This is a genomic window from Paenimyroides tangerinum (assembly GCF_003865405.1).
GTDB classification, from domain to species: Bacteria; Bacteroidota; Bacteroidia; order Flavobacteriales; family Flavobacteriaceae; genus Flavobacterium; species Flavobacterium tangerinum.
On record NZ_RQVQ01000054.1, the window covers coordinates 1 to 13,478 of the forward strand.

Below are 13,478 nucleotides of genomic sequence, written 5' to 3' on the forward strand. Positions count from 1 at the left end.
ATCCATTTAATTACACATTCAATCCAAAATTTGGCTATTGATAAAAAACGAGTGAATTTTGCACCGTGAAAAAAGATTTTGATATAAAATATTGCTTTTTGATATGATTAAAATCATATATTAGTTATAAGTGTATCAATTATCTTTGTCCTAAATTAAACGACTTTAGTGAAAAAGTTTATAGTAATATTAGCACTGTTTATGCTTTTTAAGCCTGTTATTCCCGTTGTGGAATATGTGGTGTTTTATGACTATATTAAAAATGAGCTTTGTGTAAATAAAGACAAGCCCGAATTGGGATGTAACGGAAAATGTCATTTGAAAAAAGAATTGGCGAAAGCTTCCGATACTTCTGAAAATGGTAAAGGTAGTAAGCACTTTTCGGTAGAAACAAGTGTTGTTTTCTATCAGGAAATAGAAGAAAATCTTGGTTTAAAACCGCTCTTCTACCTACACAAATCAAAAATAACTTCAAATTATAATTTGTCCTATTCTCATTTAGAGACAAATTCCGTATTCAGACCTCCGATAGTTTAATTCTAAAATGGTGTTGTTATTAGGTATCGATTTCTTCAATATCTAAAACTGAATATGATAAATATTCAGGAAACAACGCTGTACTTTTTTATCAGCAGTAGTATTTCAAAGTAAGAAACGCTTTATGAATCAAATAGCGTAGTAATCTCATATAATTGTTGTTGATACACAATAGTTTTTAATTAAACATTCACTGTAATGAAATTTTTTAATCTTTTTGTAATTGCGACATTGCTTGCAGTTACAAGCTCGTGCACACTTGATAAAACGGATTTTGAAGCCGAAATCAACCGTGACGTTACCGAATATTTTGAATTTAAAGAAGTTACTTCATTCAATAGCGATAATTACAAAATCAGTATTGAAGCTTTAAACGGAACTTTTTATAAAGGATATAATGAAATTCGTTTAACCATTACCAACACCCAAACCAATCAGGCTCTGAATAATTCGGAGGTTACTTTTTTGCCGATACTTACCTATTCCGATAACAACAAAATTTCGTGCCCACACAGGTATCATTTGGTTTATAATTCTGAAGAACAGTTTTATTCAGGATATGTTGTATTTACAAGTATAAGCAACCCAATGGAAAACTGGGACTTATATATCAGTTTTACAGATAGTAATCAAACCCATACGGTTAACAAGTTGGTTACGATTCAGAATCAAACCAATATGAATTTGAATATGACAGAGTTTACAGGTAATGACGGAGAGCAGTATTTTATCGCACTCATTGCACCTCAAAAACCCATGGTTGCAGAAAACGAATTGGTTGCAGGGATTTTTAAATACAACCAGCCTGTTGAACCGGCAGGAGCTTTTCCCGACCCATCACAATGTTCGTACGATGAAGTAGAAAACTATACGTTGTTGTTAGATCCGAGAATGCCCGAACCCTCTATGGGAAATCATTCGTCACCTAACAATGTGGATTTAACCCAACAAGCAGATGGATTATATTACGGAGTAGTTAATTATACAATGACCGGAAACTGGACGTTGAATTTTATGATGTTAAATCAAAACGGAGCACTCATCAAAGGAACAGAAGTACCAACTGATTTCACACCCGGAATCGAAGGAGCAAAAAGTGAACTTCATATTAATATCTTATTCTGATGCTATGCGATATATTACAATTATAGTTTGCTTTTTGGGAATATTTGCCAACGCTCAAAACATTGAAAATGATACATTGACAACAGAATTAGAAGAAATTGAAATAGATGTGGTTGTTAAAAAGAAAATCGAAACCGAAATGAAAATGGCGGTTACAGTTGATGAGTTTCTGGCTTCCTCTGACCAGATAAGTTTCATTAAACGTGGTGCTTATGCTTGGGAACCATTGTTGAACAATATGAGTAGCGAACGTTCGATCATTACCATTGACGGAATGCACGTTTTCGGAGCTTGTACCGATAAGATGGATCCGATTACTTCGTATGTGGAAAGCAATAATCTTTCTACAATCGACATCAAATCAGGTCAGGAAGGCGGTATGCACGGTTCAACAGTTGCAGGAAGTATTGATTTGAAACGGAAAAATACTTCGTTTAGCGAAAAACAAGAATGGAAAGGTGCTTACCAATCAGGATTTGAGTTTAACAACAAGCAGTTTTTCAACCTCGGAAATATCTCTTTTTCGAGTAATAAGTTTGTAGCAGATGGAAGTATTTCGTATCGAAAAGCAGAGAATTATTCTGATGGAAATAACAATGAAGTCAATCATTCGCAATTCAAGAAATTCAATAGTTCGTTAGGATTAGCTTACAAAACAAGTGATTTATCTTCTTTGCGAGTTGATGCTATTTTTGATGTGGCAAAAGATGTGGGTTATCCTGCACTTCCGATGGATTTATGGCTTTCGAGAGCTTTGATTACTTCGGTTGCTTATAAGCAATTATTTGAAGAAGGATTGGTACGGGTTTGGGATTCCAAAATCTATTTCAATGCTATAGAACATTATATGGACGATACCACTCGACCTGAAAATCTGGTTCATATGGATATGCCCGGTTGGAGTACCACCTACGGATTGGTTTCTAAAATCAACCTAAAGAAAGGCAATTATTCTTCTGAAGTACAACTGAATGCGTATGATAATTTATCAATTGCAGAAATGCGAATGTATCCGCAGGACAGAAGCGAAAGAACAATGTTTGCCTATAGTTGGCCTTGGGTTACTACCCAATATGCAGGACTTTCGGTAAATAATTCTTTAGAGGTTACAGAAAATAGTCAGGTTAACTTCGGAGGCTCTTTGGGATTGAATTACAATCATTCTAAATATGTTGACTTCAACTGGATTTTTCATCCGGGAGCATCACAGGAAAAAACAAGATTTTTGCCAAGCCTGTATGCAGGTTACAATGTAGATGTCAAGCAATTTAATTTTTCTGTCGGAGGTGGTTACGGTCATCGTTCACCATCGGTTTCAGAAGGTTATGGCTATTACATTTACAACAGTTTTGACCGTTACGATTACATCGGAAATCCTGATTTGAAAAATGAAATTTCGTATGAAGTTAATGCAAGTGCTGGTTTTAAAAACGAACGATTTAGCCTTCAGGCAAAAGCCAATTATTTTCATATCGAAAATTACATCATCGGAAGAATTTTAAGTATGGGAAGCCCGATGAATTATCAGTCAGTTGGAGTAAAAGGTTATACATCATTGGATTATGCAACGCTTTTCAATTTTTCAGTCAATGCTAAATACGATATAATAGAACATTTGCATTGGAAAGGAACATTGACCTATGCTCGTGGAAAAGACAATAAAGATGGAAACCTTCCTTTTATTCGTCCGTTGAGTTATCAGACTTCATTACAATATCACTACAAAGATTTCGGATTTCAGACATCTATAAATGGTGATTTGGAACAAATCAATTACAGTCCTGAATACGGAGAAGATAAAACACCTTCTTATACCGTTTGGAATTTGTCTGCCGATTATACTTTTTACATCAACAATTTCAGAACGGTAGTTCAGGTAGGAGCCGAAAACATATTGAATGAATATTACAGTACCTATGCCGATTGGGGAAATATCCCAAGAATGGGACGCAATATTTTTACTTCTTTAAAAATCAATTTTTAACTATAAAACAAATTAATATTAATAACTAAATTTTAAAAAAATGAAAAATCTAAAAAAGTACTTATTGTTATCTGCCGTTTCATTGGCATTTGTATCGTGTAGCAGTGATGATGATGCTCCTGTTGCAAACAACGTAACGTTGTCATTTAAAAACACCTTTGGTGATACCGAAATTGTTTTGGGAGGAGCTACTTCTTCAACAGCAAGCGTAAACACTTCAGATGCAGGACAAGTGCACCGCTTTTCCGAATTGAAGTATGTAATCAGTAACATCCGTTTGGTAAAAGCCGATGGTACTGAAGTGCCTTATAATGTAAATGATTTAGATAAAGGAGCAACTGTTGTAAATCACGCAAATCCTTCCACATTAAATTATGTGATGAGTAATATTCCGACTGGAGAATACAAACAAATCAAATTAGGTTTGGGTGTGCGAAGCGATTTGAATACGTTAGATCAAACCAGATTTCCTAATTTCTATGCTACAGCAGGAGCAAATGATACAGAAATGATGTGGGAATGGGGAACCGGATATCGCTTTACTAAAATCGAAGGATTTTACGATACCGATAATAAACAAATGTCTATCCACACAGGAAGTACCGTTGAAGGTTCTGAAGGAAGTTATACGCAAGGAGTTGATGCCTACAGAAATATTGTTCTAGATCTTCCGCAAAACGCTGTAGTAGGAAGTAAAGCACCTAAAATCAATATCAAAGCAGATTTTGATAAATTATTAAGTGGTGCTTATAATACCATTACACTTTCAACAGGAACAGGTATGGGAGACAATGCAACGCCTAATATTCATACAGCTGTTCAAATGGTAAAATTTGTAGATAATATAGGAGGAAACGGTACAACCGATAATAAAGGAATGTTCTCTGTTCTTAACGTAGAAAACTAATTTAGACTTACAAGAGCCGTCTTAAAGACGGCTCCATTAAAAAAATACTTCAAAGAAAATGAAAGTTTTTCTGAAAATTTTACCTATTTTATTTTTGTTGGTATCTTGTAGCAATGATGACTATGAGCCACTGTATACGAATAATCCCGAATTATCAATAAATATTCCTGTTGGATTTCCACAAGTAAACAACTCGTTTTATACAAACAAACCAACAAAATATGGAGTAGCATTAGGAGAAAAACTATTTCACGAAAAACGTTTCAGTGCAGACAATACTATTTCGTGTGCCAGCTGTCATATTCAGTCCAGTGCATTTGCAGATAATAATGTACAGGCAATCGGAATTGAAGGAAGAATTGGGCTTCGTAATACACCGCCTATTCAAAATCTTGCTTTTATGAGGTTTTATAACTGGGACGGAAGTAAATTGAGTTTAGAAAATCAACCGATTGTTCCGATTATCACACACGAGGAAATGGATTCTTCTATTTTGGAAGTTATCGGAAAAATTCAAAACGATGCAGCTTATAAAGAACTTTTTCAAAAAACATTTGGTGATGAAAACATTACACCTGAAAGAATTTACAGAAGTATTGCCCAATATGAATACACGTTGATTTCAGACAATAGTAAATACGATAAAGTAAAACGAAACGAAGCAACATTTACCGAAAACGAAATGCAAGGCTATCAGGTTTTTCAGCAGAAATGTGCCTCTTGTCACAGTACGGAACTCTTTACCGACCAAAGTTTCCGAAACATCGGATTTCCTATAAATACAAATTCTAACGAAGCAGGACGAGCAAGGGTTACCGGAAATATGGACGAATATATGAGTTTTCGTGTACCATCTTTACGCAATGTAGAATACACCGCACCTTATGGAAGTTTCGGACAATTTACTACGCTTAAAGACGTATTGGATTATTTTGATAACGGAGTGATAGAGGCAGACAATCTGGATCCTGTATTTAAAAATAACGGGAATAGAATTCCACTTACCGAACAGGAAAAAGAGCATCTTATTTCATTTATGAAAACATTGAGTGATGTAGAGTTTACAGGTCATTAATATTAAAATTCATTTGAAGTAAACATTAGTTAAACAATCAAAATTTAAGAGATTTAAATATACAGAGTTGTAAAATAAAAACCACTCTGAATGGGATTTTTATGGTTAAAAAAAATTAAAATATAGTAATATGAAAGATTATATCAAATTTGTAAGCTTATCAGTTGTGCTTTTGATTGTTTCCTGCAAAGGAGAAACACAGAAAGAAGAAACGCAACCAACAGAAACAAAAGAAGTGGCTATTTTACCTGAAAATTTAGAAGAGGTAAACTTTGAAATAGACGGAATGACCTGTGCTTTAGGTTGTGCCAAAATGATAGAAAACAAATTAGCAAATGCAAAAGGTGTTGATTCTGCTAAAGTAGATTTTGAAACCAAACTGGCTTACATTTCTTTTGACAAAACACAGCAATCAAAAGAAGAATTACAAAAAAGAATTGAAGCTTTATTGGATGGAAATACTTATAAAGCTTCTGTAATTATAAAAGAATAAAAATCATATGAAAAAAATAATAACATTAGCATTGGTATTATTCTTTAATACCATATCAGCACAGGTAAATATAGATTTCAATACACAGCAATTACCTTCAAACTGGACTACACAAGGAAGTTTTGCTATGAGTAATGCAGCGATACACCCAATTTGCCAGCAAAATTCGTTAATAGGCAGCTTCTTCACTCCTTCTAGTGATTTTTGGTTACAAACAGATACCTACACTTACAATGGCAACGATGTAAATATAAATATGACATACGGTATAAAAGATCTTTATCATGATTTAGGTGTGAGTTCACCTTTTCAGAAACCAGAACTTTTTTTGGAATACGCAGAAGGGAATTCAAATAACTGGATTGAACATGAAGAAATTTCATTAGCAAACATAAACCAATCGCAAACGTGTTTAACTTATAATACAATTATTAGTACTATTGATTTACAGGGATATCAGACAATCAAATATAGATTGGTATATAAATCTCCCGCTCAAACAGGAACATTGTATTTACTTTACTGGTCTTTGGATCAGTTAGAAATAGGTGAAGGATGCGTATCACCGCAGGCTCCACAGGGGCAAGCTCATCAAACACTTCCTCAAGATTCTACTTTAGCTGATGTTGTTGTTACAGGAGCAAATTTAAAATGGTATGCCGATGAAGATTTAACACAACCGCTTAATTCTAATGATGCCTTGGCAGATATAGCTTACTATTGGGTTACACAAACTATAAATGGTTGTGAAAGTGAAGCATTAATGGTAATGGTTCATTTACAAGCTTTGTCTGTAAATGATTTTGATTTTGCTAACTTGAAAGCCTATCCGAATCCTGTAAAAGATATTTTAAACATTTCTTCTGAACAAGAAATTTCAGGAATTGAAATTTTTAATTTATTAGGACAGCGAATAGTAGATAAGAAAATAAATACTAATACAACTTCAATTGATTTATCTGTATTTCCACAAGGAAATTATATTCTAAAGATAAAATCAGGAAACAATCAAAAAACACTTAAAGTGGTAAAACAATAATCTTATATAATACAAATTCACTACTGTTTAGAGTGATTTTGTTTCCCTTTACCAAAATTTGAGTTAGTTTGAAAGCCCTGATTGTGTATAGCATTCAGGGCTTACTTTTTTAGTGAATTCATAAACATAACAATGAAAAGTATTGAAAGTAAAAATAAACCACCTTTTATCAAACCTCAACGAGCAATTAAACTTTTTAAACCTAGAAATTGACAATGAAATGAGCCGTTGTGAAAAAGCTATAGAAATTACGATTAGGTCAAAAGAAAGTTTAAGAATGTTAATTCAAAAATATAGCTTTAAATCCAGAGAAGAAGAAATATATTTTTTCAAAGAGATTAAACCACAGTTTCTGTCAAAATTCATTTATTACAATGCTATTTATAATATTGAAACTAAAAAACCGTATGGAGGTTATCGTATTTTAAAGAAGTATTACAATAATGAATTATCTAAAATCAAAAGATATTTTGATTTTAATTTAGATTTTTACAGATATTACCGGACAGGAAGTACTTACCTTGATTATAAATATTTTGTAAGAGGTCAGTTTGATATAAAATTAGCATTAGAAAGTTATTTTATTGAATGTGATCCTTCCTTTTGCACCTCGCATGATTTCAAAGTAGCAGAAATTATTAGCAATAATATGGTGCAAGATTATTTAATTGAAAAAATAAATTACAAAATTAATAAGAAAAATAGAAGAACAAATCTACCTAGACTTTTTTGGGCTGAAAGCAAAACATCGTTGGTTGAGCTTATTTATGCTTTACATACGCATAAAGCATTTGGCAATGTTGACTTAAAGGTCATAGCTAAAACATTCGAAAAAAATTTTAATATTGAGCTAGGTGATTATTATCATACTTTTATGGAGTTAAAAAACAGAAAAATATGCAAGACAAAATTTATTAACTCACTTCAAGATAGTCTTATAAGAAAGATAGATGAGCAAGACGAAAGGTAAACTTTATAACAATCTTCTACCTTTCTTATTTTTCTTCATTCGGTTAGCAAACTGTTCTTCCTCATAATCTTCTCCCTGTGCATCGGGTAAAAAACTGAACAATCCTAAATCAGAATTAGGCGAATGTTCATTTGAAAGAAATTCAAAAAGATCTTGTCTCGGTAGGTTGTCTATTTCATTTGCTTTGGAAACAGGGCTATCCTGTCTCTTCAATTCAGGTTTGTTGCCGTTGTTCCACCAATCATTGAATACGTTTGCTGAGAGGTTTCTATCTAATTGCGAAGCGTTCCAAACGGTTCGACTTCCGTGGTCTATAAAGGTCATACCGTAAATCCGTCCGCTGTCGTTCCTGCGGACAATGGTATTGATGCCCTGCTCGGTCAATTGCTTTTTAAAATCCGTTTCATTGCTTGTCGTGTGCATAGCTAATTCAATGGTATTCTTTAAAACAGACCTTGCAGGGTTGGTTTTCATTTTTTCTTTGGACTGCTCAAAATGTTTTTGAAGCTGTGCAACCCCTGCTTCTTTTCCGAAAAACGATGCCTTGAACGGATTACTTGTCTTGTTTCCGTTTTCGTCCAATGCAACATAGACCAATCCATTTACAGACTGTCCGTTCCGTTCTCCTTTAACTTCCTCCGCTATGATGTTGAAAAGAGAAAGTAACGCATTGTAGCTACCCATAGTCGAAAAGCTATAATACTTTGGCAGATGCCTTACTACCGAAGCAATCTGACTTTTGATGTCGCCATTTTTATGATTTACAGGCTTGAAAACTTTATTGGCTTGTTTCTGCTCCTGCTCAGTAGCCTTTTGCAGATTGTATTTTGTTTCCAAATCCCGACAGATTGCCATTGAGCGTGGATGGTCGTAATCATCAGGGATTTTCTTACCGTCAATGCCTACGCAGGTCGAAACGATATGGATATGCGTTCGTTCAATGTCCGTATGTTTGAAAACTATATAAGGCTGATTGCCGTAGCCCATACGTTCCATATACTCTTGTGCCATTTCGGTAAACTGCTCATCGCTAACCTTGTCTTTCGGGTCGGGGTTCAATGAAATATGCCGTACCGTCTTTTCCGTTTTGATATTGGCAGATAGGTACGGTTCAAAGCAATTATTAAAATAAGCTACAGAATACCTGCCGTTCATTGTATCGGGTATCTTGTTCAGCAACAAAACCGTTCCGTTTTCCTTATCCACTTTCTGCTGATTGTATAAAATCGCTCCGTACATATTGCTTCCCTTTCCGATTTTTGCAATCATAACTTTACTCTTTTTTCAAATACTTCTCTTCAAATTCCTGGGTCAAACGGATAACTTCCTTCGTGACTTTTACCAATTCTATGGTTTCTTTTTCCAATCTAAAAAGGTATGTTCCTGCTTTTTTCTCCGAAAAATTGCGGTACAATATCTTCACAACCTGATTGTAATTTGTTCCGATTGATCGGAACTGACTAAAAAATCGGGTCAACTTTTCGTGATACTCGATGGCATCCATATCAATTTTAACGGTCTTTACCGTCTTTTGAAAAATGCAAGCTGTGATAAAATGAGCAATTACTTTCATTTCTGACTGGTCAAAAAGGGCAAGAAATTTGACATTGTCCTCTGCATTAAGGTTGATGGAATACCGATTGACGGCAGGGTCAATCTTTGGTTTTCTTCCTGTTTTCCTAATCTGTTTTCTGTTTTTCTCTTCCATAATAATCCATTTTTAATTTTTAATAAACGAGCGACTTCGGAGCCGTTTCCAGCCCCCTGCAAGGGCAAGTGCTTTTGAGGTGCCGAAATTCATTTCGAGGACCTCAAGAGATAACTTGCTCTGAACAGGAGTTCAGAAAAATCCGTTTTGCAAACGGATTGGAGTTAGCCGAAAAAACCGACCGCTTCCGTTTACAAAGTTCGTTAATACTGTCTGAATAACAGCTGTTTACAAACATGACAATGAACGCCAAATAGTGCCACTGACTGCCACGTTTATGCGGATTGGAATCGCTTTTTTTTCCTTTGCTGTGGTTAGTTGGCTGATTGGTTACAGAGTTAGTCAATGGGTTAAATAGATTGTCTGCAATCCATTGGCTTTTTAGCGAATGAAACAGTTAATTGAAAATATGTAAGTATATAAATAGCTAAACAAATGCAATGATATATAGAGCTGACTGTTCAGCTAACTAAACAGCTAATCAGAAACAACATTAAAAACAATAGATATGATACACGAAGACGACAAAAAACAGCAATCCGAAGTGCAGGATTTTTCTTTAGAAAATTTTATTGGCTATGAAAAGAAACAACCTGTACAGGAACAACAGGCAGTAACGAATCGGGACAACTTTACCACAGACGAAAAAACTGCCGAAACAGAAACGGAACATATAAAACCGTCGGCAAGTAACACTAAAAAAACGACTTCAAAGCCAAAGAAACTGACGAAAGAGGATTATTGCGGCCAGTTCTTTAAAATCCCGAACACAACGGCAAGTAAAGGCAAATCCGTCTATGTACGGCAGGAACACCACGAAACATTTAACAGGCTTACAAATAGTATGGGTATCGACAAGCTGACGATTTATGCGTATCTGGACAATATTATCGAATACCACTTTCAGGAGTTCGGGGAATTGATTAGCGAAATCTATGACGAGAAGCACAAGCCGTTGTTCTGACTGCGGTGCGGTGTCGGGTGGTAGTGCGTTTCTCCCTCTTAAAATTATTTTCCAAAACAAAAAAACAGAAAAAAAGAAAGCCATTCAATCAAGGCGGACAAGCGGAAAAACCAAAAGGAAACGGAATAAGTCCCGAAGGGTGGCAGGGCAACACAAAATATTCGGCGAAGCCACCTTTTTTGCCCTGCCATTATGCCGTAGTCTTTTGGTTGGGCGGTGCGATGGCTGTCCGCCTTATCTTTGCTACCTTTTTGTTCTTTTTTGGGTACATTTTAAATATACAATTTAGCCTGTGAACGCCAAATGCTACCTCTGACTGCAACATTGGAAAGTTCTGTATAAGTACCTTATATTTTTGAAGTCTAAATTGATTAGGTATGGAAATAACAGTTTTAGACATTCAAATTTTGAAAGCATTGCATAGGGAAGTTAAGGAAGTTTCCAATTTGATAGCGGAAATGACTACACCCTACAAAGCACTGCAACAGGCAACTAAATGGCTCGATCAACAGGAAGCCTGCCAATTGCTCAACATCAGCAAAAGAACGTTGCAGACGTATAGGGCAAAAGGCATTCTTGGAGCAACGCAAATCAATCGGAAAACCTATTTCAGGTTATCCGAAGTGGAGTTACTGATGCAGGGAGAGCGACCATTAAAAAAGCAAAAGAAATGAAACAGATTGGAAATTCAAACGAAGATATGCTTGCCCTGCTCGAAGCTGTGGTAGGTATCAAAAATGAACTGCTGTATATCAGGGAATATTTTCATCCACTCTTAAAAGGGGAAATCTACCTTTCACGCGAACAGGTTTGCCAGATGCTACACATCAGCAAACGGACGTTGCAACAGTACAGGGATGACGGACTGATACCTTTTATCAAACTTGAACGGAAAATCCTTTTCCGTGAAAGCGATATTATCAAGGTATTGGAAGATAACTATCAGCGTTAGCCGTTAAAAAAGAATGCTTTGAAACTGTAACCGTATCGGTCAATTTAAGATACAGCCCACCGCTCAAAAACGGTGGGCTGTATTGTTTTAAGGAATTGTGATATAATGTTACAGGCCTGCCAAAAAAGACTGCTCCATACCCTTAAATTTATGCGATACTTTTTGCATATCCTTACCAACTTTCTCGTTGAGAATTTTGGCGTAAATCTGAGTGGTGGCAATATTCTTATGCCCTAACATTTTGCTCAAACTCTCCAACGGAACACCCTCGCTTAAAAACAACGTAGCAAACGTGTGACGTGCCAAATGAAAGGTTACCTTCTTTTCTTTTAGGCAGTCGATTTGTTGGGATATTCGCTTTAGGCTGTCATTACAAACTGTATTTGATGGTACAGGAAATACCTTTCCGTTCTTTGAGAACCCTGCATATTTCTCAATAATCATTTTCGGAATATCCAAGAGCATCACGTTTGATGATGTAGCCGTTTTCTTTCTGCGTACAATAATCCACTGGTTGCCGTCAAAGAAATCTTGAAGATTGCTGTTTTTAAGTCCTTTCATATCTGAATAGGAAAGCCCTGTAAAGCAACTGAAAACAAACAAATCTTTAACCAATTCATCTTTCTTTTTCTCGCAGTTGAACGTTACAAGCTGTTCTAATTCGTTCCGTAAAAGATAGCCGCGGTCTTTGTCTTTTTTGGTATTCTTGTACTCGCTGAACGGATTAAAAGCAAGATGCTTTCTGCTCATTGCCAATCGGCAAAGCGTGGTAAATCCAATCATATACAGCCAAATGGTGTTGTGGGTCAAACTTTGGTCATCACGCAGGTAGTAATCAAAGTCCTGTACAAAATCAGGAGTAAGGTCGTTAAAAGATACATCGGAGTAGCCGTATTTTGTATGTGCAAAATTTCGAAGATGTTTCAAAAGTATTTTGTATTTACTGCGTGTGCCGTTTACCCGAAGTCCACTATTAACCTTTTTCTCATAGTCCAATAGGAACTGTTCATAGAATTTGAAAAAGGTCAGTTCTCCGCTTTCCATCCCAAGAACGGCATTTTTAAGTTTAGCACTGTTTACAGCCCCCTCGTTCTTCAGGATTTTGGAATAGCATTCCTCAATACCCGAACGAATTTTGTCAAGTTTGCTGTTTGTGTCTTGGGCTTCTCGGCTTTTACCTAAAACCCTGCCGTACTTCAAATCCCAATTTGTTGCGGAAATATCCAGCTTTGTACTGAATGCAGACTGTTTGCCGTTTACGGTAATCCTGCACATAACCGTGACTTTTCCGTTTTTCTTTGGGGCGTTCTTTTTAAGGTAGAATAATACCTTAAATGTTGATTTTTTTGTCGTTTCCATACTCACAATTCTTAATGATAAAATTAAACCTATGTGAGCTACGGAACAATATGAAAAACTATGCAGAAAGCTGAAATACAGTATTTTAAATGATTGTTTATAATATGTAAAAGTAACGTTTTAGTAACCTTACTTTTGCCAAACCTCGCTTTTTACTGCTTTTTACCTCATTACCAAAAAATCATAAAACGGCTGTAAAGCCTTTATTTACAACCGTTTTGCCTGTTATTAATCTTTGATGTATTTTTACTGAAACTTTATTTTAAATATATGTTGATTACTCAACAAACCGATATAGGGTAATTATTGCGTCGGGGCTCACCTCTTCCCATTTCGAACAGAGAAGTTAAGCCCGATTGCGCAGA

General features: G+C 35.4%; 14 protein-coding genes and 1 rRNA gene. 12 read left to right on the top strand and 3 right to left on the bottom strand.

Annotated elements, in window-relative coordinates:
* Window positions 1-168 precede the first annotated feature (168 nt).
* The 8 genes from EG240_RS15050 to EG240_RS15085 all read left to right on the top strand — a co-directional run bounded on the left by EG240_RS15050 (window position 169) and on the right by EG240_RS15085 (window position 8,130).
* Entirely contained in the window at window positions 169-537 is a 369-nt protein-coding gene (locus EG240_RS15050) for a hypothetical protein (RefSeq protein ID WP_235830399.1), read from the top strand.
* Between the two features lie 198 nt (window positions 538-735).
* Entirely contained in the window at window positions 736-1,662 is a 927-nt protein-coding gene (locus tag EG240_RS15055; RefSeq protein ID WP_125020179.1) for a hypothetical protein, read from the top strand.
* A 4-nt stretch (window positions 1,663-1,666) separates the two neighbouring features.
* Complete coding sequence (locus tag EG240_RS15060) at window positions 1,667-3,646, top strand: TonB-dependent receptor plug domain-containing protein (protein ID WP_125020190.1); 1,980 nt, start codon at window positions 1,667-1,669, stop codon at window positions 3,644-3,646.
* A 40-nt stretch (window positions 3,647-3,686) separates the two neighbouring features.
* On the top strand, window positions 3,687-4,553 hold the full coding sequence (locus EG240_RS15065; protein WP_125020180.1) for an MbnP family protein: 867 nt from the start codon (window positions 3,687-3,689) through the stop codon (window positions 4,551-4,553).
* A gap of 58 nt (window positions 4,554-4,611) precedes the next feature.
* Complete coding sequence (locus EG240_RS15070; protein ID WP_125020181.1) at window positions 4,612-5,628, top strand: cytochrome-c peroxidase; 1,017 nt, start codon at window positions 4,612-4,614, stop codon at window positions 5,626-5,628.
* Window positions 5,629-5,758: 130 nt separating this feature from the next.
* Window positions 5,759-6,121 carry a heavy-metal-associated domain-containing protein gene (locus EG240_RS15075; RefSeq protein ID WP_125020182.1) on the top strand — a complete coding sequence of 121 codons (363 nt, stop codon included), beginning with the start codon at window positions 5,759-5,761 and terminating at the stop codon, window positions 6,119-6,121.
* A gap of 7 nt (window positions 6,122-6,128) precedes the next feature.
* The gene (locus EG240_RS15080) at window positions 6,129-7,160 is read left to right on the top strand and encodes a T9SS type A sorting domain-containing protein (protein ID WP_125020183.1); all 1,032 of its coding nucleotides are present in this window, start codon (window positions 6,129-6,131) and stop codon (window positions 7,158-7,160) included.
* A 142-nt stretch (window positions 7,161-7,302) separates the two neighbouring features.
* Window positions 7,303-8,130 (top strand): RteC domain-containing protein, encoded by an 828-nt coding sequence (locus EG240_RS15085; protein WP_235830400.1) that lies wholly within the window; start codon window positions 7,303-7,305, stop codon window positions 8,128-8,130.
* Between the two features lie 3 nt (window positions 8,131-8,133).
* Here EG240_RS15085 and mobB read toward each other — a convergent pair whose 3' ends face one another.
* Window positions 8,134-9,399 carry a conjugal transfer protein MobB gene (mobB, locus tag EG240_RS15090; protein ID WP_125020184.1) on the bottom strand — a complete coding sequence of 422 codons (1,266 nt, stop codon included), beginning with the start codon at window positions 9,397-9,399 and terminating at the stop codon, window positions 8,134-8,136.
* A 4-nt stretch (window positions 9,400-9,403) separates the two neighbouring features.
* Complete coding sequence (gene mobA / locus EG240_RS15095) at window positions 9,404-9,838, bottom strand: conjugal transfer protein MobA (RefSeq protein ID WP_125020185.1); 435 nt, start codon at window positions 9,836-9,838, stop codon at window positions 9,404-9,406.
* A gap of 508 nt (window positions 9,839-10,346) precedes the next feature.
* Between mobA and EG240_RS15100 the strand changes: the two genes are divergently transcribed.
* From EG240_RS15100 to EG240_RS15110, 3 genes are all read left to right on the top strand, one after another.
* Entirely contained in the window at window positions 10,347-10,802 is a 456-nt protein-coding gene (locus tag EG240_RS15100) for a DUF3408 domain-containing protein (RefSeq protein WP_125020186.1), read from the top strand.
* A 377-nt stretch (window positions 10,803-11,179) separates the two neighbouring features.
* Window positions 11,180-11,476 carry a helix-turn-helix domain-containing protein gene (locus EG240_RS15105; protein ID WP_031504736.1) on the top strand — a complete coding sequence of 99 codons (297 nt, stop codon included), beginning with the start codon at window positions 11,180-11,182 and terminating at the stop codon, window positions 11,474-11,476.
* The gene (locus EG240_RS15110; RefSeq protein WP_125020187.1) at window positions 11,473-11,754 is read left to right on the top strand and encodes a helix-turn-helix domain-containing protein; all 282 of its coding nucleotides are present in this window, start codon (window positions 11,473-11,475) and stop codon (window positions 11,752-11,754) included. Before EG240_RS15105 ends, EG240_RS15110 begins: the two co-directional genes overlap by 4 nt.
* Window positions 11,755-11,862: 108 nt before the next feature.
* On the opposite strand, the gene EG240_RS15115 is transcribed toward EG240_RS15110, so the two are convergent.
* Window positions 11,863-13,113, bottom strand: coding sequence for a site-specific integrase (locus tag EG240_RS15115; protein WP_125020188.1), 1,251 nt, complete (start codon window positions 13,111-13,113; stop codon window positions 11,863-11,865).
* Window positions 13,114-13,408: 295 nt separating this feature from the next.
* Between EG240_RS15115 and rrf the strand changes: the two genes are divergently transcribed.
* Window positions 13,409-13,478 (top strand): 5S ribosomal RNA (gene rrf / locus EG240_RS15120); the annotation flags it as partial.

Bases quoted from the DNA above. Each gene is read 5' to 3' on its own strand.
- EG240_RS15075 (WP_125020182.1), top strand. From the start codon at position 5,759: ATGAAAGATTATATCAAATTTGTAAGCTTATCAGTTGTGCTTTTGATT.
- EG240_RS15110 (WP_125020187.1), top strand. From the start codon at position 11,473: ATGAAACAGATTGGAAATTCAAACGAAGATATGCTTGCCCTGCTCGAA.
- EG240_RS15070 (WP_125020181.1), top strand. From the start codon at position 4,612: ATGAAAGTTTTTCTGAAAATTTTACCTATTTTATTTTTGTTGGTATCT.
- EG240_RS15105 (WP_031504736.1), top strand. From the start codon at position 11,180: ATGGAAATAACAGTTTTAGACATTCAAATTTTGAAAGCATTGCATAGG.
- EG240_RS15100 (WP_125020186.1), top strand. From the start codon at position 10,347: ATGATACACGAAGACGACAAAAAACAGCAATCCGAAGTGCAGGATTTT.
- EG240_RS15055 (WP_125020179.1), top strand. From the start codon at position 736: ATGAAATTTTTTAATCTTTTTGTAATTGCGACATTGCTTGCAGTTACA.
- EG240_RS15115 (WP_125020188.1), bottom strand. From the start codon at position 13,113: ATGGAAACGACAAAAAAATCAACATTTAAGGTATTATTCTACCTTAAA.
- EG240_RS15060 (WP_125020190.1), top strand. From the start codon at position 1,667: ATGCGATATATTACAATTATAGTTTGCTTTTTGGGAATATTTGCCAAC.
- EG240_RS15080 (WP_125020183.1), top strand. From the start codon at position 6,129: ATGAAAAAAATAATAACATTAGCATTGGTATTATTCTTTAATACCATA.
- mobA (WP_125020185.1), bottom strand. From the start codon at position 9,838: ATGGAAGAGAAAAACAGAAAACAGATTAGGAAAACAGGAAGAAAACCA.
- mobB (WP_125020184.1), bottom strand. From the start codon at position 9,399: ATGATTGCAAAAATCGGAAAGGGAAGCAATATGTACGGAGCGATTTTA.
- EG240_RS15065 (WP_125020180.1), top strand. From the start codon at position 3,687: ATGAAAAATCTAAAAAAGTACTTATTGTTATCTGCCGTTTCATTGGCA.